Raw genomic sequence first — 19,840 nt, 5'->3', positions numbered from 1 at the left:
ATGGTGGAGATCTATTTCTCGCCAATGCTTCTGGGGCTCTGCCTCCTGCTCGCGGTTGCCGTTGCGGCTACCGCCTTATGGTACACCGCCCGACCTTACGCTGGCCCCGGTTTCTGGATGGCAGGCAGTTGGGTGCTTATTGCGGGTGTGCTCTGCTTTATCGGCTTTATGGCGACCGGCAACCCCCTGCTCAACGTTTTGGGAAACGCCGGCCAGTTAGGCGGGGAGGCACTGTTCCTGCTTGGCGTCTTCCGTATTATGGACCGTCCGCTGCCCTGGTGGATCGTTATCGTAAGCGTCGGCGTGATGGTGATAGTCAATACTCACTACTGGCTGTATGAAGGCAATTCCGACTTCCTGATGGGTGTTTATTCGACCATTGCGGGTTTGCTGCCGTTGCAGGCAATCTGGATTTTGCTGCGCCGCCCCAACGACCGCGTGACCCGTCCTGCGCATCTGCTGGTAGGTATCAGCCTGCTGGTGTATTCAGGGGTTACCCTGACCCGGGGTTATCTGGGCTACCATGACTGGCTGCTGGAAAAACCCTATATTCCACCGCATGAGTCTTTCAGCTATCTGTTGCCCTACAACTTTGCGATACCGGCCCTGGTAATGGGCTTTGTAGGCGTGGCCCTGATGACGATGCAGCGTATTCTGGAGGCAAGCCAGAACTATGCCGAGCAGGCGAGACACAGTGCCGAACGCTTTGAAAAGCTACTGGGTGCGACCACTTCCGGCATTATGATTGTTCGTGATGGTGCCATCGTCGACGCCAACACAAAGCTGGAGTCGCTCGTTGGCCGGCCGCGCAGTGAATTGATTCAGGCCGACATTGGCACGCTGTTTCCACGCGAAAGCCAGGAATTGCTCCATGCCGCGCTATCCGCGGGGAGCGCCCGGCAGCTTGATGTTCAGGCTCTGCATGCCGCGAACAATAACTGGCCCGCTGAACTGTCGGTGGCTTCACTCGACAATGAACGTATTGTGGAAGTACGCGATGTCAGTCATCGCAAGGCGCTCGAGAGCCGGCTTGAACAACTTGCGACCCGGGACCACCTCACTGGCCTGCTTAATCGCCGCGCCTTTGATGATCTCGCCTCACGCGAGATTGGTCGGAGCCTGCGACACAAACGCCAGCTCTCCCTTGCACTTATCGATCTCGATTTTTTCAAGCGCATCAATGATACCCATGGCCATGCGGTGGGTGACGAGGTGCTGCGCCGGTTTGCCCGGTTCTGTGAATCCCGGATAAGAGAGACGGATCTGGTGGCGCGTTATGGTGGCGAAGAGTTTGTGCTGCTGATGCCTGACACCGACACCCTGGAAGCCTTCAAACTCCTTGACCGGATCAGGGCCTCAATGAGCTTTAATCTGAACCCTGATGAGCAGGCCCCAATCAACCTCACATTCAGCGCCGGCTTGTCAGATTGCGTGCCGGGCACAGACCTTAACAGCCTTCTCAAGCGGGCAGACAGGGCGCTGTACCGGGCGAAAGCAGAAGGCCGCAACCAGGTACAGGTAGCGACTCCTGATGCCGCATAGCTGTAATTCTCGCTTATCCCGGCGGGTGAGTACTTACATACCACTGCTGTACTTGGCGAGCGAAACCTTGCCGCTATTGCGAATCTGGCGAAAAGCCAGGCTGTATTCACGTAGCATTTCCAGGCAATAACTGAGCCGCGCCTCGAAATACGCCTGGGCGTCGGCGTTATTGGTGGCGGGATCTTCATTAAACACGGTGTCAACATAGCGGATGATCAGGTGTTCCGGTAAATAACATATCCGGCTGTTTTTGTAGCTGCTCATGCGCAGTTCCGCGACCGGATAGGAGCCGCCGTCAGCAACGGACACGGTAACGATAAGAGCCGGCTTGTGCGCAAGCTCTTCCCCGCCGGTCCACATCAGCAGGAAGTTTTTGAGACCCGGAGTGGCCATGCCATGCCATTCCGGAGAGATAATTATCAATCCGTCACAGCTATGGAGTTGTTCGCGCAAAGGTTGCAGCAGTTTCTGCCAGGCGGCATCCTCGGCATTCCAAACCCCCTCTTCCCACAGTGGCAGCGGGTTGTCCGCCAGTTCGTATACCCAGGTGGCCTCACACAACTCCTGTTGTTGTAATGTGCGCTCAATGTGCCGCGCAATCTTGGCACTCTGGGAATTGGGTCGGTGGCTGCCGCTGATGATGCCGATCTTCATGAGGTCTCCTGTCCGGTGATCGTAATTGTCAGATATCCAGCCACGTAGGTACTGGCAGTCCCTTGTTGTGCAGGAATACGGGATTGAAAAGCTTGCTCTGGTAGCGGGTGCCATAGTCGCAGAGGATGGTCACTATGGTGTGGCCGGGCCCCAGCTGCTCGGCAAGGCGTATCGCGCCCGCAATATTGACGCCGGCAGAGCCGCCGAGACAAAGGCCCTCGTGTTGCAGCAGGTCAAAGACACAGGGAAGCGCCTCCTCGTCACTTATGGTGAACGCGACGTCTACCCGGGCCTGCGCCACATTGTCGGTAATATGATTGATGCCAATTCCCTCCATGATGGAGGTGCCGGGGCTGGGCTTGATCTCGCCGTCGGTGAAATAATGGTATAGCGATGCACCGGAAGGGTCCGCAATACCGATAACAATGTTCTCGTTGTGGGCTTTGAGGGCTGTAGACACACCAGCGAGGGTGCCGCCGGTACCAACCGAACAGATAAAACCGTCGACCCCGCCCTCGGTCTGGCGCCAGATCTCCTGGCCGGTGGTATCGCGGTGAATGGCGCTATTGGCGAGGTTGTCGAATTGCCTGGCCCAGATGGCGCCCTGTGGCTCAGTGGCGGCGTACTTTTGGGCAAGGCGCTGTGCGGTATGAATATAATGGCCGGGTTCGCTGTAAGACGTCGCGGGAACCAGATGCAGGTCGGCCCCCAACAACTCAAGCGCGTCAATTTTCTCCTTACTCTGGGTCATGGGCATCACCACCGAGCTTTTGTATCCCAGCGCGTTGGCGAGCAAGGTCAGGCCGATACCGGTATTGCCGGCGGTACCTTCGACGATACGCCCTCCCGGCTTGAGTTCATGCGCCGCCTCTGCTGCCCTGATAATACCCAGGGCCGTGCGGTCCTTGACTGACCCGCCGGGGTTCATGAACTCCGCTTTGCCGAATATATGGCAGCCGGTGCGCTCTGATGCCTGGCGCAAATAGAGCAGCGGCGTATTGCCTATCAGCTGGGTAACATCTGCGGCGTTTTGCAAAATTCTATCTCCCTTTTACGTGATGGGCAGTATGCCACAGGCACACCCTGAGGGTCAGATTCCCGGGCTCGACCAGGAGGCTCAAAACTTACATGTTTGCCGTTAAAGAGCCGCTGTGGCATATTCGGGGGCTTGCAAGTCAAGACGGGTAAGCCAATGACGGAACAAAGGTTGTGAAACCCGGCAATCTGTTTCTGGATTCGCCGCCGGCCGCTACCGGTGCTGCTGCCGATAACCAGTCTGGCTATGGCGTTCACACACTCGAACTGTCCGTGATGAACTATATGGGCAGCGTTACCGCTGTCATCGTTGCCGGGTTTTCAATCTACCGTTACCAGACCGGTGACGTTAACGGTGCAGTGATCAACGCGCTGATCGTTTGCATGGCGCTGATAGCCATGCTCCTGGGTCGTGAGCGCCGCTTCGTTCAATACGCGCTGATCCTGTTCGGCCTCGCGATTACCGCCGCGGCGCTCATGAGCGCTCTGTTGGTCAGCAGCAATGGGTTATTGTGGGCCTACCTGGTGATCTGGGTAAATTGCCTGATCCTGCCCCGGATACTCACCCTTATTTTCAATGCCCTGGTAATTCTGCTGCTCGGGTTGACCTTTCGTCTGTTCGAGTCACCGTTGCACCATATCAGCTGGGTTACCGTGGCGATGTTGATGGCGGTATTCGGCCTGATTTTTACTAACCAGCTCAGGCAGCAGCGTCGCTTACTGGCCGCCCAGGCGACGCTTGATCCGCTCACCGGGGTCGGCAACCGGCGCCTGATGCAACAGCACCTGGAAGCCACCGTCGCCGAGCGTCGTCGCAGTAGCGACCGCAGCAGCACCATTATGGTCATTGACCTCGACCTGTTCAAAAAAATCAATGACAACCACGGGCACGATGCCGGCGACCAGGTGCTGGCAGACTTTGCCGCCAGGGTGCGAGATGTATTGCGCACGGAGGACGGCCTCTACCGTATGGGCGGTGAGGAGTTTGTGGTCCTGTTGCGGGGGATGTCCGCCAGCGCCGCGGCAGAGGCACTCCCGGAATTGCACCAACGCCTGAGCGGCTCCGTGGAGGGCCCCGATGGCCCGGTCAGGTTCTCCGCGGGAGCGGCGGTACTCAACCGCGGTGAGGACTGGTCGAGATGGCTTGCCCGTGCCGACGATGCACTTTACGAAGCCAAGGCAGCGGGCAGGGACCGGCTGGTTATTGTGCCCAGCTATGAGTCCGTTGCGTAATTCTGCCTGTTGAGTGTCTTTCCGCCCAAGGCCAGGGCGGCACCCGAGGTCAGCACCAGCGCAATCAGCATGGGTGTGGGCGAGTCCACCAGGAACAGGCCGATCAGTGCGCTCGCTGCCGCTGACACTGCCATTTGAATAAACCCCAGCAGAGCTGACGCGGTACCGGCCATATGCGGATACGGGTGCAGCGCAAGGCTCATGGCGTGCGGCAGGGTAAGCCCCAGGCCCGCGGTGTAGAACATCATCGGCAGCATCAGTGCCAGCACACTTTCGGGCAACAGCATGCCGGCAACAGCCATGCTCAGGCTGGAGGCAGCTGCCAGACCGATGCCCAGTAAGACTACCCGATGTGAGCTGAAGCGACCCGCCAGACGTGCACTGAGTGCACTGCCGCTTATGTAGCCCACGACGGTGGTGAGGAATATGGCGCCAAAGTACTTGAGGGGCACGCCCAGCATTTCCAGGTAAACGAATGCAGAGGATGCGAGGTAAACCATCAGTCCGGCATAGACGAGGGAGCTGGTGACTACCACTGTCATGAAGGGGCCGCTGCGTAATAATACGCTGTAATTGCGCAGGATAACCCTTGGATGCAGGCTCTGCCGGTGTGGAAGCGACTCTCCCAGGTAGCGCGTCAACAGCAGTAATATCAGGCTGGCATAGACAGCCAGGAAAACGAAAATGCTGGGCCAGGGGAATGCCAGCATCAACCAGCCGCCCAGGGTGGGTGCAACCGCAGGCGCCAGCGCCATCAGCATGGCGATCAGCGACAGTGCGCGTGCGGCTCGCCGGGGGCCGAACAGGTCCCGGGCAATAGTTCGGGCCAGAGTGGGGCCGACACAGGCGCCCACGCCTTGCAGGAACCGGAAAACCAGCAACTGCTCCACTGTGACAGACAGGCTGCAGCCGATGCTGGCCATGATAAACAACACTATGCCGCTGGCGATAACCGGTTTGCGACCAAACCGGTCTGCCAGGGGCCCGCACAACAGATGAAATACCGCAAAGCCCACCAGGTAGGCACTCAGGGTGAGCTGAATGGCGCCGACATGGGTGTCGAGGGCGCTGCGCATCGCCGGCATGGCCGGCAGGTACATATCGATAGTAAGCGGGCCGAGTGCCGCCAGGGAAGCCAGCAGCCCCAGCAACCAGGGTGAATCCGGGGTCAGATGGCGGTTTTTCATGGGCCGCGATGCTAACACGGTAGCGACTTCCGGCAAACGACATTGCCCGGAATGCGTTTCGGCTGTGCAGATTCAGCTCTCGAACTTGAGTACTGTTTTCCACCACAGGCGTGGCCAAAGCGCGTGCCATAACATGAGCAGGCGGGCCTCCCCCGGATAAATGATGTCGCGGTCCCTGGCAACACCCTTGTCGATGGCATCGACAATTTTTTCCGGGTTTGCCAGTCGGCCGGACTTCTTGGCCTCAATGATGCTGCCCGGGCTGTCGGTTGCCAGAGTCTGGTCGATCAGTGGGGTATTGACCGCCGGCGGGCACACCAGGTGCACCCTTACGCCCGAATCACGAAGTTCGTTCTGCAGTATCTCGATATAGGTATTAACGGCTGATTTGGTCGCACAGTAGCCACCCATATGCGGTACGGGCGCGTGGCCCGCAATCGAGCCAAAGGCAATAATACGGCCACTGCGCCGTGCCAGCATTCCCTTCAATGCAGTCTGGATTACGTAGGTGGTTCCAAAATAGTTGATCTGGAACAGCCGCTGCATGCTCTCGTGAGTATGGTCAATGAGCTTGTGGCTGGGCATCAGGGCGGCGCCGTGTACCAGGTGATCGATGGGCCCCAGGGTATGCTCGACCTGGTCAACTTTCGCTTCAACATCCTCCAGGTTACCGATATCGCAGTGCCAGCCAGTGATATTGGGATGTTCGGCGGCAGTGGCTTCAAGCCCGCTTTCGTTAACGTCGAATATTGCAACCCGGGCACCGCGCGCTGCGAGGCGCAGCGCAATGATACGGCCCATGCCGCTGGCGCCCCCCGTTACCAGCGCCACCTTACCTGTCATATCGTCCATCCTGGTGCTCCTTTTAGGTTCCCATGGGGATCATGCACTCTAGCGGGTGTTCACAACAAGTTCCCTCGCGGCCACTGATACTGGCCGGAGTGTGCCCCCAACCACCGCAGGCGTCAGTTCAAATCTCGGTATCATTGGTAATATGATCCAGTGGCAGGGCGGTTTTCAGTATTACCTGGCGTAGTTCGAAACTTGAGTGAACCCCCGTAACCCCGGGGATACGGGTTAATTTGCCGAGCAGGAATCGCTCGTAGTACTGCATGTCGGGGATCACTACTTTGAGCAGATAGTCGGCGCTCTGGCCGGTGACAACGGAACATTCCATCACTTCCGGGAACTCGCGAACCTGCGCTTCGAAGGCGTCGAAGCGGTCGGGAGTATGACGATCCATGCTGATGCCGATCCAGGCGGTAAGCTTGAGTCCCAGGCGGGGCTGATCCAGTAGTGCAGCGGTGCCCCGTATGAGCCCGGATTCCTCCAGACGTCGAACACGTCGTGAGCAGGGCGTAGGTGACAGACCGATGCGCTCTGCCAGCTCCAGGTTACTGATGCGGCCGTCGTTCTGCAGGATGTCGAGGATCCGGCGGTCTGTGCGGTCCAGTTTCATTGAGGCTTTCCGTGGCGTAGTTTTCGATTAAAGAAGTTAGTATAGCCAGAATATGAAACCTTTGTAGACTAAAACGCTACAAAATACGCGACTGAACGGAGGATTTGCAATCATTCACTCTATCGCCAGCGTTATACTATGCATCTGGCTGAATGAGCATCTGTTGTCGTCAGTGCGTTCCGATTACCATTGCGGCGCATGCCTGGACGACGCCTCATAAGGGTGGTTGCGCGGGCTAGAATCCGCCTCGCAATAGATGCACAGCCTTCAATTTTCAGTAAGCAGACACAGGATCGGGCCGTCATGAGCCAGTTTGACCATCGCAAATACCAGCCATTTCAACCAGTGCGGATGACCTCGCGGCGCTGGCCGGACCGGCAGATCGAACAAGCACCCTACTGGTGCAGTGTAGACCTGCGCGACGGTAACCAGGCCCTGATTGAGCCGATGACGACCGCACAGAAATCGCGTCTCTGGGATCAGTTGCTGAAAATAGGCTTCAAGGAAATTGAGGTCGGTTTTCCCTCGGCTTCCAGCCACGACTTCAATTTCGTGCGCGAGCTGATCGAGAACGACCGTATTCCGGATGATGTAACTATCCAGGTATTGACCCAGGCGCGCCCGGAACTGATCGAAAAAACCTTTGAATCCCTGCGCGGCGCGCGACGGGCGATCGTTCATGTCTACAATTCAACCTCCACCGTTCAGCGGGAACAGGTGTTTGCCCTGGATCGTACCGGGATTGTCGATATTGCACGGCGCGGCGCCGAGCTGGTCATGGACTGCGCCGCCCGCTACCCGGATACCGAGTGGGTGTTCGAATACTCCCCCGAAAGTTTTACCGGCACCGAGCTGGATTTTGCGGTGGAGGTCTGCAACGCCGTTACCGAGGTATGGCAACCCACCCCCGCCAACCCGGTGATTCTCAATCTGCCGGCCACGGTGGAAATGAGTACACCCAATGTCTATGCGGACCAGATAGAGTGGTTTTGTGACCACGTCGCGCGTCGTGATTCAGTGCTGGTGTCATTGCACACCCACAATGACCGGGGTTGCGGGGTCGCAGCGGCGGAGCTGGGTGTCCTGGCGGGCGCCGACCGGGTGGAGGGTACGCTCATGGGTAACGGCGAACGCACCGGTAATATGGACATCATTACCATGGCCATGAATCTCTACAGCCAGGGTGTCGACCCCCGGCTGCAATTGGGACACATGGATGAAATCATCCAGACGGTGAAAGAGTGTACCCAGTTGCCGGTACATCCGCGTCACCCCTATGCGGGTGAACTGGTATTCACGGCATTTTCCGGTAGCCACCAGGACGCGATCAAGAAGTGCCTGTCGAAGCGGGATCAGCTTGATCCGTGGCAAGTAGCCTACCTGCCGATTGACCCGGCGGATATCGGTCGCTCCTACCAGGAGGTGATCCGCATCAACAGCCAGTCGGGCAAGGGTGGAATCGCCTATGTCCTGGAGCGGGATTACGGCTACGAGCTGCCACGCTGGCTGCAGATTGATTTCAGCAAGGCGGTACAGGCCTTTGCGGAAGAGCAGGAAAGCGAGATAGCCCCCGAAGCCATTTATACGCTGTTCGAACGCACCTACCTCGACTCTGGGGGTCGCTGGCGCCTGGGTGATTACCAGGTGAGCCGTACCGACCAGGTCGACCAGCTCACGGTCGAGCTGCGCGAGGGTGGTGAGCGACACGCATTAACCGGTACCGGCGGTGGTGTGGTGGCTTCGTTCGTCGACGCCATGGAGCACTTCGTCGGCAAGCAGATTGTACTGGTGGAGTACAGTGAGCACGCACTGAGCCAGAGCGCCGACGCTGAGGCGGTATGCTATATCCAGCTCAATATTGATGGCGAGCGCTACTGTGGCGTAGGCCGCAGCGCGGATATTATCCAGGCGTCACTGGAAGGCATCCTTGGCGCCATCAACCAGGCCGTGGCCCCGAGCCACACTGCGGCGGCCTGAGCACACCTGCCCGGCTGTCGTCGATCAGTAAGGGTGGCGGTGAAAGTATTCTTTCGCCGCTGCTTTCACGCGTCCCGCGAGCATCAGTGACGCTATCATTGTGGGGATGGCCATCAGGCCGTAGGAGCCGGAGATCAGGTTGAATACCACGTCGATGCTGACGCTGGCGCCGAAAATCACTGCGCCAATGTAAAACCACTGGTAATAGCGCTGCAGCCTGGCCCCAAACAGGAAACCGAAGCACTTGGCACCGTAATACCACATGGTGAACATAGTGGTGCTGGCCAGTATCAGGGTTATGAACATCAACAGTCCTGCGCCGAGACTGCCCAGGTCCTCCCGAAAAGCGTTGGCGGTCAGGGTAATACCCGACAGCTCCCCCGGGTTTTGCCAGTTACCCGCCAACAGGATAACCAGGGCGGTGCAGGTGCACACTATCAGGGTGTCGGCGACGGGTCCCATCATTGCCACCAGTCCCTCGCGGATGGGTTCATTGGTCCGTGCCGCACCGTGTGCCATGACCTCCGTACCCACTCCCGCTTCATTGGAAAACACACCCCGGCTGATGCCGATCAGCATTATGCCCAGCAAGCCACCACCGGCCGCCCGGGGGCTGAAAGCACTGCCGACAATATCCGCCAACAACCCCGGTACCTGCTCAAAATGCAGAATCAGCAAATATACGGTCATGGCGAGATAGGTGACTACCATTAGCGGCAGCAGGGTCACCGCCACCCTGGCCACACGGCTCAGGCCACCGGAGATCACACTGGCCACCAGGGCTGCGATCACGCAACCAATGAGGAAGCTGGTGAGCTGCGGGTCGCCACCGTCAAACAGGTTGTCGCGAACCAGGGCGGTCAGCTGGTTGGCCTGGAAAATGGGCAGTGTGCCCACCAGCCCCGCCAGCGAGAACATGATTGCCAGTGGATAAAAGCGCCTGGGCAGCGCTTCCCGGATAATGTACATGGGCCCGCCCTGCAGTTTGCCCTCACTGTCCTTGCCGCGGTACATCACCCCGAGGGTGCAGGTAAAGAACTTGGTGGCAATGCCCACCAGCGCCGAGATCCACATCCAGAAAACGGCACCTGGCCCACCCGCGACAATAGCCAGCGCCACCCCCGAAATATTCCCCAGCCCCATGGTGCCCGATAGTGCGGCTGCCAGAGCCTGGGCGTGGGTCAGGTCGCCGGGCTGGTCCGGGGTATCGTGACGGCCGAGCATGATGCCAATCCCGTGGCCGAAGTGCCGATAGGGTAAAAAACGTGAATAAAATGCGAAGAAGAGGCCGCCACCCAATAGCAGGGCAACCAGCGGCGTACCCCATACGGCATTGGCGAAGCTGGCGGAAAGTTGCTGTAACTGCTCCATGGTGATGGCTGTTCCTCTGGCAAAAGCGCGAGAATAACACAGCACAATGCTAAACTTTGGCAGATGAACGTACGCATTATCGCCCTGCTGGCGGCGCTGCTGCCTTTTTTCGCGGTCCACCTGACCTGGCTGGTGGCAGCAAGCTATGGCCTGGTGGAATGGTGTAACCCCTATATCGACAGCTGTACCTCGATCAGTGCCACAGGCCGCCATGCCCCTGCCAGTTACCTGTTCCGGGCTACCATGCTACCCGCGGCAGTGGTGCTGGCAGCCTACTGGTGGTGTAACTACAGCTGGCTGCGTGCGCTGGCGTTGCGCGCCGGTGCCGCCAGTCCCAATCACTCCCCGGGCTGGATGCTGGTGCTGGGCTTGCTGGCCTCCATCGGCCTGATACTTTATGTCACGGTGCTGGGCGAATCCGGCGATACCTGGCGATTCCAGCGACGTGCCGGCACCGTGCTGTTTTTCTCGTTTACCTTCCTCGCGCAGCTGTTATTCGCAGCGGAACTCCAGCGGCTGCAGCAATACTTTCCAGACTCCCGGTTATTGGTGCGGGCGATGTGGTGGGTCTGCTATATCCTGTTGGCACTGGGAGTAATTACCGTGGTGTTCCAGGCCTGGGATGACGTAAGGTATCGCAGCGTTGAAGATGCTTTTGAATGGGTACTCAGCCTGCTACTGCAAACCAACTTCCTGCTGGGCTATTTCGTCTGGCGGCGGGCAAACTGGCAGTTGCAGATATATCAACCGGCTCCATAACAGGGCCATCCATTGATCGACAGGAGTCAATCATGACCAAGCCGAGCCCGGTGCTGGCGGATGTTCAGGCGGCGAGAGAGCGTATTGCGGGCCACATACATGAGACGCCTGTGTACTCCAGTGAGCTACTGGATGCGCATACCGGTGCCCGAGTGGTATTCAAGTGTGAAAACCTGCAGAAAGCGGGGGCATTCAAGGCCCGGGGGGCGAGCAACGCGGTGTTCAGCCTGGACGATGCCCAGGCCGCTCTTGGGGTGGCGACCCACTCGTCTGGTAATCACGGTGCGGCGCTGGCCATGGCGGCGCGCCGTCGGGGTATCACGGCCCACGTTGTCATGCCGAGCAACGCGCCCGCAGTCAAGAAAGCCGCGGTGGTTACCTACGGTGGCCACGTGATTGAGTGCGAGCCTACCCTGCTGGCGCGCGAGGCCGCTCTGGCAGAATTGGTGGCGGCGACGGGTGCCCACGTGGTGCACCCCTATAATGATCCCCGGGTGATTGCCGGCCAGGGCACCGTGGCCCTGGAAATTCTCGAACAGGTGCCTGATCTGGAGGTGATTGTGGTGCCGGTGGGCGGCGGGGGATTATTGTCGGGTGTTGCGGTGGCCATGAAAAGCCTGCGTCCCGAGGTGGAGGTGATAGCCGCGGAGCCGGCCGGTGCCGATGATGCGTTCCGCTCATTCGGGCTGGGCCGCCTGGTCCCCCAAACAGCCCCCGATACCATAGCGGACGGGCTTCTGGCGGGATTGGGAGAGCTTAACTTTGCCCTTATCCAGCGGTATGTGGATACCATCGTTACGGTAACGGACGACAGTATCATGGCCGCCATGCGCCTGCAGTGGACCCGGCTCAAAACCGTGGTGGAGCCCTCCGGGGCTGTCAGTTTTGCCGCTTTGCTGGAACATCCGGAGCGATTTCGTGGCCGTCGCGTGGTCTCCGTTATCAGCGGGGGTAACCTGGATCCCGACCGGCTCCCCTGGTGACTGTGATGCGCGGCCGATTGCTGATCGCCTGCCTTATCCTGGCGTTTCTCGCCGGCTGCAGCAGCACCCGGTTTTTCTACAATCGACTGGATTTCCTGCTGCCCTGGTATCTCGGTGACTATGTTGAGCTGGACCGGCAGCAAGACCGCTACCTGCATCGGGAAGTAGACGCCTTCCTGGCCTGGCACCGGCGTGAGGAGCTGCCCCGTTATCTGACCCTGCTTGATGACTTCGTCACCAGGCTTGATCGAGAGGTGACGACAGAGGATCTGGTCCTGGTCACTGTTGGCGTCGAGCGGGCTTTGTTGCGCCTGCAGGAGCGCGCCCTGGAGTCAATGCTGGCGCTGGGGGACGAGCTTGCTGACCGGCAAATAACGGAGTTCATTGCTACCTTGCGGGAACAGCAGTCCGAGTACGAGGAAAAGTATCTGGAGCGCAGTGATAGCGAATACCGCGATGACGCCTGTGAACGCCTGATTGATAACGCCCGAACCTACATTGGCCGCCTGCAATCTGAGCAGAAGGACGCGCTGCACCAGGCCTGCGATGACCTGCAACGTTCAGATTCAGTCTGGCTGGAGGCCCGCGCCGGGTGGCTCGTGTACCTTGAGCAGATCCTGCAGCGCGAGCCCGGCTGGCAAGAACGTCTGCGACGGGCGCTGGCCGCGCGCAATGAGCGGATGTCGGAGCAATACCGTGCCGTCTACAATCATAATTTCGGCGTGATTCAGCAGGCCGTGGTGACGTTGCTGAATAGTCGCAGTGAGCGGCAGGACGCTCACTTGCGACGCAAGCTCGACAAATTGCGGCGCGATATATCGGCGTTGATCGAACAGGGCCTGGACAGTTCACAGTGGAACAGCGTCGACCAGGCTCCACTTGCCCTGCCCGCATCCTGAGGTGCGCGCCACTCAGTCAAGCAAGGACAAGTCCCGTACCGCGCCTTTGTCGGCACTGGTGACCATGCTGGCATAGACCTTGAGTGCGGCGCTGACCTTGCGTGGCCGCTCTGCCGCCGGGCGCCAGCCGGCCTTGCCCCTGGCCTCCATGGCAGCGCGTCGGGTCGCCAGCTCTTCTGCACCCAGGACGACATTGATGCTACGTGCAGGAATGTTGATCTCGATAATATCCCCCGCCTCAACCAGGGCAATGGCCCCCCCCGCCGCAGCCTCCGGCGACACGTGGCCGATCGACAAGCCGGAGGTGCCGCCGGAAAACCGACCGTCGGTCAGTAGTGCGCAGGCCTTGCCCAGGCCCTTTGATTTCAGGTAGCTGGTGGGATAGAGCATCTCCTGCATGCCGGGTCCGCCACGGGGACCTTCGTAGCGAATAATCACCACATCACCCGGCTTGACCTTGTCCTCCAGAATATCGGCGACCGCGCCTTCCTGGCTTTCGCAGATATAGGCCGGGCCGGAGAATACATGGATACTTTCGTCGACGCCGGAGGTTTTCACCACACAGCCATCCTCGGCGATATTACCGTAGAGCACCGCCAGCCCGCCCTCGAGTGAAAAGGCATGCTCCAGGTTGTGAATGCAGCCGTTTGCGCGGTCCAGATCCAGGCTCGGCCAGCGCGTATCCTGGCTGAAGGCAGTCTGGGTGGGGATGCCGCCGGGACCGGCCTTGAAAAACTGGTGTACCGCGGGATCGGTGCTGCGCACGATATCCCATTGCTCCAGGGCCTCACCCATGCTCGGGCTGTGGATGGTGGGGCAGTCGCGGTGCAGCAGGCCGGCCCGGTCGAGTTCCCCGAGAATGGCCATGACGCCGCCGGCCCGGTGTACATCTTCCATGTGGTATTGCGGCGTATTCGGGGCCACCTTGCACAATTGCGGGACCTTGCGCGAGATTCTGTCGATATCGGCGAGGTCGAAATCCAGTTCCGCCTCCTGGGCCGCTGCCAGCAGGTGCAGAATGGTGTTGGTGGAGCCCCCCATGGCGACATCCAGGCACATGGCGTTTTCAAAGGCGTTGAAGCTGGCGATATTGCGCGGCAATACGCTGGCGTCGTCCTGCTCGTAATAGCGTTTGCAGAGTTCGACCACCAGCCGGCCCGCGCGCAGGAACAGCTGCTCCCGGTCGGCGTGGGTAGCCAGGGTAGAGCCGTTGCCGGGCAGGCTCAGGCCGAGGGCTTCGGTCAGGCAGTTCATCGAATTGGCGGTGAACATGCCCGAGCACGAGCCGCAGGTGGGACAGGCGGAGCGCTCGTATTCGGCCACATCCTCATCGCTGGCGTCGCTGTCGGCGGCGATCACCATGGCATCTACCAGGTCCAGCTTGTTTTCCGACAACTTCGTCTTGCCTGCTTCCATCGGGCCGCCTGACACAAACACGACCGGGATATTCAGCCGCAGTGCGGCATTGAGCATCCCCGGGGTGATCTTGTCGCAGTTGGAAATGCACACCAGCGCATCGGCACAATGGGCATTCGCCATGTATTCAACCGAGTCGGAAATGATATCCCGGCTGGGCAGGCTATAGAGCATGCCATCGTGGCCCATGGCGATACCATCATCCACCGCAATGGTGTTGAATTCCTTGGCAACACCGCCTGCTGCTTCAATTTCCCTTGCCACCAGCTGTCCCAGGTCTTTCAGGTGCACGTGGCCGGGTACAAACTGGGTGAAGGAGTTGACCACCGCAATGATGGGCTTGCCAAAATCGCCGTCCTTCATTCCCGTGGCGCGCCAGAGTGCGCGAGCGCCAGCCATGTTGCGGCCATGGGTGGATGTTTTGGAGCGGTAAGCTGGCATGATGGGTACCTGTTCTTGATCCGCTGGATGCGGCGGGGGATGGCAGTAGGAATCGGTTGCGCAGGATAGCAAAAATTGTCCGGCAGAGTCACAACGACGTGCCCCGGTGAAAGCATGGTCTGAACCTGCTGCAGTGGCCGCCCCGCGGCCGCGGGACAGCCTGCCGATTACACCGTCTTGAAGAAAACCTTGGAGTTGCGTTGCAGGTTATACAACGCCTGCTTTTGCATGGGCAGGGCATCCCGTGAACACTCCTCGAACCCCTGTTCCAGAAACCAGTGTGCGGTTTGGGTGGAGAGCACGAAAACGCGGTTCAGACCCTGGGACCGGGCCTCGCCCTCCAGTTCATGGAGCAGGCGCTGGCCGCGATTGCTGCCCCGGTAATCCGGATGGGAGACGATGCAGGCCAGTTCGCCACAGTCTTCCTCGGGAAACGGATACAATGCGGCGCAGGCAATGATGCGACCGTCGCGCTCGAGAACCCGGAACTGGCGAATTTCATTTTCCAGCAACTCTCTTGAACGCTTGACCAGTATCCCCTCTCGCTCCAGTGGTTCTATCAGTTCCAGAATGCCACCGACATCGTCGATACTGGCATTGCGGGACTGCTCGTAATCGTCTTTTGCCACCAGGGTGCCATTGCCGTCGTGGGTAAACAGCTCTTCCAGTAACGCACAGTCGTCCCGGTAGCTGATGATATGGCAGCGTGGCACACCGGCCACGCAGGCGCGTCGTGCAGTCGCCAGCAGATCCGCCTGTTCCCTGTCGGTCACTTCAAGGTCCGCCAGTTCGGCCACCGCCAGCTGTCGCAGGAGTTTGCCCTCACGGTTGGCAATGCCGGCTGCGGCGCCAAAAAGCAGTAGCTTGTCAGCACCGATACCGGCGGCACACCGCACCGCAATGTCTTCAAGCGCCAGATTGAATATTTCACCGGTTGGCGAGTAACCCAGGGGCGATAACAGCACTATGGAGCCCGCTGCGAGTTGTTGCTGAATGCCGACGCTGTCGATCCGGCGTACGCGGCCCGTATGCTGGAAATCCACCCCATCGACGACACCGATCGGCCGGGCTGTCACAAAATTGCCGGAGCAGACCCGCATACGTGCACCGTGCATGGGCGAGTTTGACTGGCCCATGGACAGTAGCGCCTCAATCTGGGTTCGCAGTGCGGCCGCTGCATCTATCACGTGGTGCAGCGTAGAACTGTCGGTAATGCGCATATCGCCATGAAACCGGCTCTCGATGCCGTCCTGCTGCAGGCGGGTCTCGATTTGCGGGCGATTGCCGTGGACCAGTACCAGGCGCACCCCAAGACTGTTGAGTAGCGCCATGTCGTGCATGATAGTGGCGAAATTCGGGTCCAGCGCAGACTCACCGCCCAGCATCAGCACGAAGGTTCGCGATCGATGGGTGTTGATATAGGGCGCGGTATTCCTGAACCAGCGGATATGGTTGCGGCTCTGGGTGGTCACGTCATGTTTTCCGGGGTCGGCTGCATAAGGAGGCTAAGGTTAACCAAAGCCGCGGCTGAGCACTAATGGCAATTTTACACAGACCCCGACGGTTACAGGCAGTAATGCGCAATGCACTGTTTGAGGAGGGCGACGCAGGGTTCGATTTGCTCAAGCTCAAGGTATTCATCCGGCTGGTGGGCACGGTCGATTGAACCCGGTCCCATGACGATAGTCTCCATCCCCATCTGCTGAAGGAACGGCGCCTCGGTGGCGTAGGCCGCTGCCGTGGCACGGTGGCCGGTAAGCCGCTCTGCCAATTGCACCAGTGCACTGTCTGCGGCCTGCTCGAAAGCCGGCACGGGTTGCACCAGTGAGTGTAATTCAACCCCGGCGCCATGTTGTATCGCCGCGGCGCGCAGCCGTTGGTGTAATTCCTCGCGCACACCGGCGCTGTCGGCATCGGGAGTCAGGCGCAGGTCGAAATGCAGTTCGCTGCTACCGCAGATCCTGTTGGGGCTATCGCCACCGTGAAGGCAGCCGAGGTTAATGGTGGGGAAAGCAACTTCGAACGCCGCATTGCTATAACGACTCGCCAGTTGCCCTCGAAATACTTTCAGTTCCGTTATGACATCATGCATGACATCAAGGGCGTTGATTCCCAGCGCCGGATTTGAGGAGTGCCCCGAGTGTCCGCTGATCCGGATGGCTTCCATCATGATGCCTTTGTGCAACCGCACCGGGACCAGCGAGGTCGGCTCGCCGACAATGGCCGCTCGCGCACGTGGTCTGCCCGCCGCCGCCAGTGCCCTGGCGCCGTTCATAGAGCTCTCTTCATCCGCCGTGGCAAGAATGATCAGTGGCTGTTGTAGCGAAGTGCCCGTAAAGGCGCTTGCCGCAGCGATAGCCAGCGGGAAAAACCCCTTCATGTCGGTGCTGCCAAGGCCGTAAAGGCGGTTGTCACGTTCGGCCAGCTGCAGCGGATCGGACTGCCAGAGCCCCTCATCGAAAGGTACCGTATCGGTGTGTCCCGCCAGCACCAGCCCACCCGGGCCGGTACCCAGAGTAGCAATCAGGTTGGCTTTGCGACCATCGGGCGAGACGTCCATGATCTCAGTGGCAAACCCCAGTGCGGATAACCAGCCCGCCAGCAGCTCAATAACACCCCGATTACCCTGGTCCCAGGAGGGATCCGTGGAACTGATGGAGGGGCTGGCGATCAGCGCCGTCAACTGCTGGATAATCTGTTTCTGGTGCTCGGACATAAGGCTGCCGCCTGGCGCGTAAATGACGAGAGGATACTGTGGTTACGTTAGCCCCGGGCGCCCTGGTAGTCAATTGGCGCCCGGCCAGTAATGGGTTCAGCCAAAAATTCCCTTGAAGATGAAGAAGAAGGTAATCGCCAGCCCGGCGCCTGCGGGCAGGGTGATGATCCAGGACATGAAAATGGTACCGATGGTGCGCAGGTTTAATGCGGCGATACCGCGGGCAAAACCCACACCGAGTACCGCCCCCACCAGGGTGTGGGTGGTGGAGATCGGCAGGCCGGTACCCGAGGCAAGTACAACTGTGGAGGCAGCGCCCAGTTCGGCGGCGAAGCCGCGGCTCGGGGTCAGTTCGGTGATTTTGCGCCCCACGGTCATGATGACCTTCCAGCCATAGGTAGCAAGCCCCACGACAATACCCAGGGCGCCAATCAGCAGGATCCACCAGGGCATTATTGACTGGGCGGTGACCATTCCGCCGGACAGGATAGTGCTTGCTACCGCGGCTAGTGGCCCGACCGCATTGGCGACGTCATTGGAGCCGTGGGCAAAGGCCATGGCGCAGGCGGTAAAGATCATCAGGATCCCAAATACCCGTTCGACGTTGGCGAAGCGGTTATCCTGGTTGGGCAATTCCTTGACCCTGCGCAGCAGCTGAGCGCCAATTATCGCCACCACCAGGCCTATCAGTGCCGACAGCGGCAGTGCATTGGCGAATTTGCTGCCCAGCCCCAGGTCCATGTCGAGACCGACATGTTTCAAACCCTTGAGCAGGGTTACCATGGAGATCATGAAACCCACCATCCACATATACACCGGGATGTATTTCTTGGCGCGATGGAAAGGGTCCTCGGTATCAAGGATGAGGACCTTGACGCTCATGAACAGCGCATAGGAAATGGTGCCTGCGAGCAGCGGCGACACGATCCAGCTGGCGGCAATCGTGCCGACCTTGCCCCAGTGCACGGCCTCCACACCAATGCCAACGGCAGCGAAGCCGACAATGGCCCCGATAATGGAGTGGGTAGTAGACACCGGCCAGCCCTTGAGGCTGGCAATCAGCAGCCAGGTACCCGCCGCCAGGAGCGCCGAGAGCATGCCGTAAACCATAAGCTCCGGCGACGCATCCAGTGCCTCGGCATCAATAATGCCCTTGCGAATGGTGGAGGTTACTTCGCCCCCCGCCAGATAGGCACCGAGGAACTCGAACACCATGGCGACCAGAATGGCCTGCTTGATGGTTAGGGCTCGAGCCCCGACCGAGGTGCCCATGGCATTGGCAACGTCGTTGGCGCCCACGCCCCAGGCCATGAAAAACCCGAACAGGCAGGCCAGGATAAGAAAAATAGTGCCATATTCGGCGATGATTTCCATGAAACTTTCCTATTTGGCCATCAGGATCTGGAGACGGTGCCCGACCCGTTCCGCGGCATCTGCCATTGCGGTCATGAGCCCGATGACCTGGTAGTAAAACATCACGTCTACCGGATACAGTTCGCGCTCCAGCTTGAACAGATGCGCACGCAGCTTCTGGGCTTGCTTGTCGGTGCGACCCTCGAGCTTCTCAAGTTCCCTGATCAAGCCTTCTACCCGGGTTACTTCGCGGCCGCCAGTGAAACCCACTTCCAGTAATTCGTCCAGCTCCTGGATACCGGCTAGCGCCTGCGCACAAGTGGCAGCGCAGGTAGTCGCCAGTTCCAGTAATGGTTGTTGCAGTTGTTCCGGAAACTGCATCTGCCGCCCCAGCATAAGGCCCGTGACATCCTTGGCGGTATTGGCAACATGGTCCTGGATTGTCACCAGCTCCAGCAGGTCATTGCGCGAGACCGGTAAAAACAGGCTGTTGGGCAGGTGGCGGCGGACCGAACGCTTGAGCTTGTCCGCTTCCTGCTCGGCGGCCTTTATCTGGTTGAAAGCCTCGCTGGCCCCGGGCCAGTCGCCGCGACTCGCGGCTTCCAGGAATACGGGCAGGAGCTGTGCCGCATCGTTGGCGACCTGCATATGCTGCTGTATCGGTTTGATCGGCGATCGACCGAACAGATCGCTCAGCGGATTTGACCCTGCCATGGTGTACTCCCTGCTAATTGGGGGTGAGAAGTATAGGGCCTTGAAAGCGCCCTGTCACACGCTGCGCGGCTCATCGGCATAGCCTGTGATAGCATGACGGC

At 59.4% G+C, this 19,840-nt stretch carries 17 protein-coding genes; 6 read left to right on the top strand and 11 right to left on the bottom strand.

Annotated features, from left to right (window positions below):
• Entirely contained in the window at nt 1–1,542 is a 1,542-nt protein-coding gene (locus CWI75_RS03265) for a sensor domain-containing diguanylate cyclase (protein ID WP_101520007.1), read from the top strand.
• A 33-nt stretch (nt 1,543–1,575) separates the two neighbouring features.
• Here the strand turns inward: CWI75_RS03265 and CWI75_RS03260 are convergent, their stop codons facing one another.
• Together CWI75_RS03260 and CWI75_RS03255 are read right to left on the bottom strand one after the other, a co-directional pair.
• Nucleotides 1,576–2,196, bottom strand: a complete 621-nt coding sequence (locus tag CWI75_RS03260; RefSeq protein WP_101520006.1) for an NADPH-dependent FMN reductase — start codon at nt 2,194–2,196, stop codon at nt 1,576–1,578.
• A gap of 28 nt (nt 2,197–2,224) precedes the next feature.
• Nucleotides 2,225–3,232 carry a cysteine synthase A gene (locus CWI75_RS03255; RefSeq protein ID WP_101520005.1) on the bottom strand — a complete coding sequence of 336 codons (1,008 nt, stop codon included), beginning with the start codon at nt 3,230–3,232 and terminating at the stop codon, nt 2,225–2,227.
• 173 nt (nt 3,233–3,405) lie between these two features.
• On the opposite strand from CWI75_RS03255, the gene CWI75_RS03250 reads away from it, so the two are divergent.
• Nucleotides 3,406–4,464, top strand: a complete 1,059-nt coding sequence (locus tag CWI75_RS03250; protein ID WP_101520004.1) for a GGDEF domain-containing protein — start codon at nt 3,406–3,408, stop codon at nt 4,462–4,464.
• Here CWI75_RS03250 and CWI75_RS03245 read toward each other — a convergent pair.
• The 3 genes from CWI75_RS03245 to CWI75_RS03235 form a co-directional block, all read right to left on the bottom strand.
• Entirely contained in the window at nt 4,446–5,651 is a 1,206-nt protein-coding gene (locus CWI75_RS03245; protein WP_101520003.1) for a multidrug effflux MFS transporter, read from the bottom strand. The two genes, CWI75_RS03250 and CWI75_RS03245, sit on opposite strands and share 19 nt — an antisense overlap.
• A 72-nt stretch (nt 5,652–5,723) precedes the next feature.
• Nucleotides 5,724–6,503 (bottom strand): SDR family NAD(P)-dependent oxidoreductase, encoded by a 780-nt coding sequence (locus tag CWI75_RS03240; RefSeq protein ID WP_101520002.1) that lies wholly within the window; start codon nt 6,501–6,503, stop codon nt 5,724–5,726.
• A 118-nt stretch (nt 6,504–6,621) separates the two neighbouring features.
• Entirely contained in the window at nt 6,622–7,110 is a 489-nt protein-coding gene (locus tag CWI75_RS03235; RefSeq protein WP_101520001.1) for an Lrp/AsnC family transcriptional regulator, read from the bottom strand.
• Between the two features lie 303 nt (nt 7,111–7,413).
• On the opposite strand from CWI75_RS03235, the gene leuA reads away from it, so the two are divergent.
• Entirely contained in the window at nt 7,414–9,087 is a 1,674-nt protein-coding gene (gene leuA / locus CWI75_RS03230; RefSeq protein WP_101520000.1) for a 2-isopropylmalate synthase, read from the top strand.
• Nucleotides 9,088–9,111: 24 nt separating this feature from the next.
• Here the strand turns inward: leuA and CWI75_RS03225 are convergent, their stop codons facing one another.
• On the bottom strand, nt 9,112–10,458 hold the full coding sequence (locus CWI75_RS03225) for an alanine/glycine:cation symporter family protein (protein ID WP_101519999.1): 1,347 nt from the start codon (nt 10,456–10,458) through the stop codon (nt 9,112–9,114).
• A gap of 63 nt (nt 10,459–10,521) precedes the next feature.
• Between CWI75_RS03225 and CWI75_RS03220 the strand changes: the two genes are divergently transcribed.
• The 3 genes from CWI75_RS03220 to CWI75_RS03210 are packed head-to-tail and all read left to right on the top strand — an operon-like array spanning nt 10,522 to nt 13,099.
• Complete coding sequence (locus CWI75_RS03220; RefSeq protein WP_101519998.1) at nt 10,522–11,217, top strand: Frag1/DRAM/Sfk1 family protein; 696 nt, start codon at nt 10,522–10,524, stop codon at nt 11,215–11,217.
• Between the two features lie 32 nt (nt 11,218–11,249).
• Complete coding sequence (locus CWI75_RS03215; RefSeq protein ID WP_101519997.1) at nt 11,250–12,200, top strand: pyridoxal-phosphate dependent enzyme; 951 nt, start codon at nt 11,250–11,252, stop codon at nt 12,198–12,200.
• Nucleotides 12,201–12,205: 5 nt separating this feature from the next.
• On the top strand, nt 12,206–13,099 hold the full coding sequence (locus CWI75_RS03210; protein WP_101519996.1) for a DUF6279 family lipoprotein: 894 nt from the start codon (nt 12,206–12,208) through the stop codon (nt 13,097–13,099).
• 12 nt (nt 13,100–13,111) lie between these two features.
• On the opposite strand, the gene ilvD is transcribed toward CWI75_RS03210, so the two are convergent.
• The 5 genes from ilvD to CWI75_RS03185 all read right to left on the bottom strand — a co-directional run bounded on the left by ilvD (nt 13,112) and on the right by CWI75_RS03185 (nt 19,739).
• Nucleotides 13,112–14,956: a dihydroxy-acid dehydratase gene (ilvD, locus tag CWI75_RS03205; RefSeq protein ID WP_101519995.1), complete on the bottom strand. Its 1,845-nt coding sequence runs from the start codon at nt 14,954–14,956 to the stop codon at nt 13,112–13,114.
• A 167-nt stretch (nt 14,957–15,123) separates the two neighbouring features.
• Complete coding sequence (gene argA, locus CWI75_RS03200; protein ID WP_101519994.1) at nt 15,124–16,428, bottom strand: amino-acid N-acetyltransferase; 1,305 nt, start codon at nt 16,426–16,428, stop codon at nt 15,124–15,126.
• A 92-nt stretch (nt 16,429–16,520) separates the two neighbouring features.
• Nucleotides 16,521–17,672 (bottom strand): acetylornithine deacetylase, encoded by a 1,152-nt coding sequence (argE, locus tag CWI75_RS03195; RefSeq protein ID WP_101519993.1) that lies wholly within the window; start codon nt 17,670–17,672, stop codon nt 16,521–16,523.
• A gap of 96 nt (nt 17,673–17,768) precedes the next feature.
• Nucleotides 17,769–19,046 carry an inorganic phosphate transporter gene (locus CWI75_RS03190; protein WP_101519992.1) on the bottom strand — a complete coding sequence of 426 codons (1,278 nt, stop codon included), beginning with the start codon at nt 19,044–19,046 and terminating at the stop codon, nt 17,769–17,771.
• Between the two features lie 9 nt (nt 19,047–19,055).
• On the bottom strand, nt 19,056–19,739 hold the full coding sequence (locus CWI75_RS03185) for a TIGR00153 family protein (RefSeq protein ID WP_101519991.1): 684 nt from the start codon (nt 19,737–19,739) through the stop codon (nt 19,056–19,058).
• Nucleotides 19,740–19,840 lie beyond the last annotated feature (101 nt).

It is taken from the genome of Kineobactrum sediminis (assembly GCF_002868715.1).
Classification (GTDB): Bacteria; Pseudomonadota; Gammaproteobacteria; order Pseudomonadales; family Halieaceae; genus Kineobactrum; species Kineobactrum sediminis.
The sequence above is the reverse complement of the archived record's forward strand: the minus strand, read 5'-3'. Positions and strand labels throughout refer to the sequence as shown.

Coding starts and splice junctions, on each gene's coding strand:
- CWI75_RS03265 (WP_101520007.1), top strand. CDS start 1: ATGGTGGAGATCTATTTCTCGCCAATGCTTCTGGGGCTCTGCCTCCTG.
- CWI75_RS03235 (WP_101520001.1), bottom strand. CDS start 7,110: ATGAAACTGGACCGCACAGACCGCCGGATCCTCGACATCCTGCAGAAC.
- CWI75_RS03215 (WP_101519997.1), top strand. CDS start 11,250: ATGACCAAGCCGAGCCCGGTGCTGGCGGATGTTCAGGCGGCGAGAGAG.
- CWI75_RS03185 (WP_101519991.1), bottom strand. CDS start 19,739: ATGGCAGGGTCAAATCCGCTGAGCGATCTGTTCGGTCGATCGCCGATC.
- argE (WP_101519993.1), bottom strand. CDS start 17,672: ATGTCCGAGCACCAGAAACAGATTATCCAGCAGTTGACGGCGCTGATC.
- CWI75_RS03240 (WP_101520002.1), bottom strand. CDS start 6,503: ATGGACGATATGACAGGTAAGGTGGCGCTGGTAACGGGGGGCGCCAGC.
- CWI75_RS03260 (WP_101520006.1), bottom strand. CDS start 2,196: ATGAAGATCGGCATCATCAGCGGCAGCCACCGACCCAATTCCCAGAGT.
- CWI75_RS03190 (WP_101519992.1), bottom strand. CDS start 19,046: ATGGAAATCATCGCCGAATATGGCACTATTTTTCTTATCCTGGCCTGC.
- leuA (WP_101520000.1), top strand. CDS start 7,414: ATGAGCCAGTTTGACCATCGCAAATACCAGCCATTTCAACCAGTGCGG.
- CWI75_RS03220 (WP_101519998.1), top strand. CDS start 10,522: ATGAACGTACGCATTATCGCCCTGCTGGCGGCGCTGCTGCCTTTTTTC.
- CWI75_RS03210 (WP_101519996.1), top strand. CDS start 12,206: ATGCGCGGCCGATTGCTGATCGCCTGCCTTATCCTGGCGTTTCTCGCC.
- ilvD (WP_101519995.1), bottom strand. CDS start 14,956: ATGCCAGCTTACCGCTCCAAAACATCCACCCATGGCCGCAACATGGCT.
- CWI75_RS03225 (WP_101519999.1), bottom strand. CDS start 10,458: ATGGAGCAGTTACAGCAACTTTCCGCCAGCTTCGCCAATGCCGTATGG.
- CWI75_RS03245 (WP_101520003.1), bottom strand. CDS start 5,651: ATGAAAAACCGCCATCTGACCCCGGATTCACCCTGGTTGCTGGGGCTG.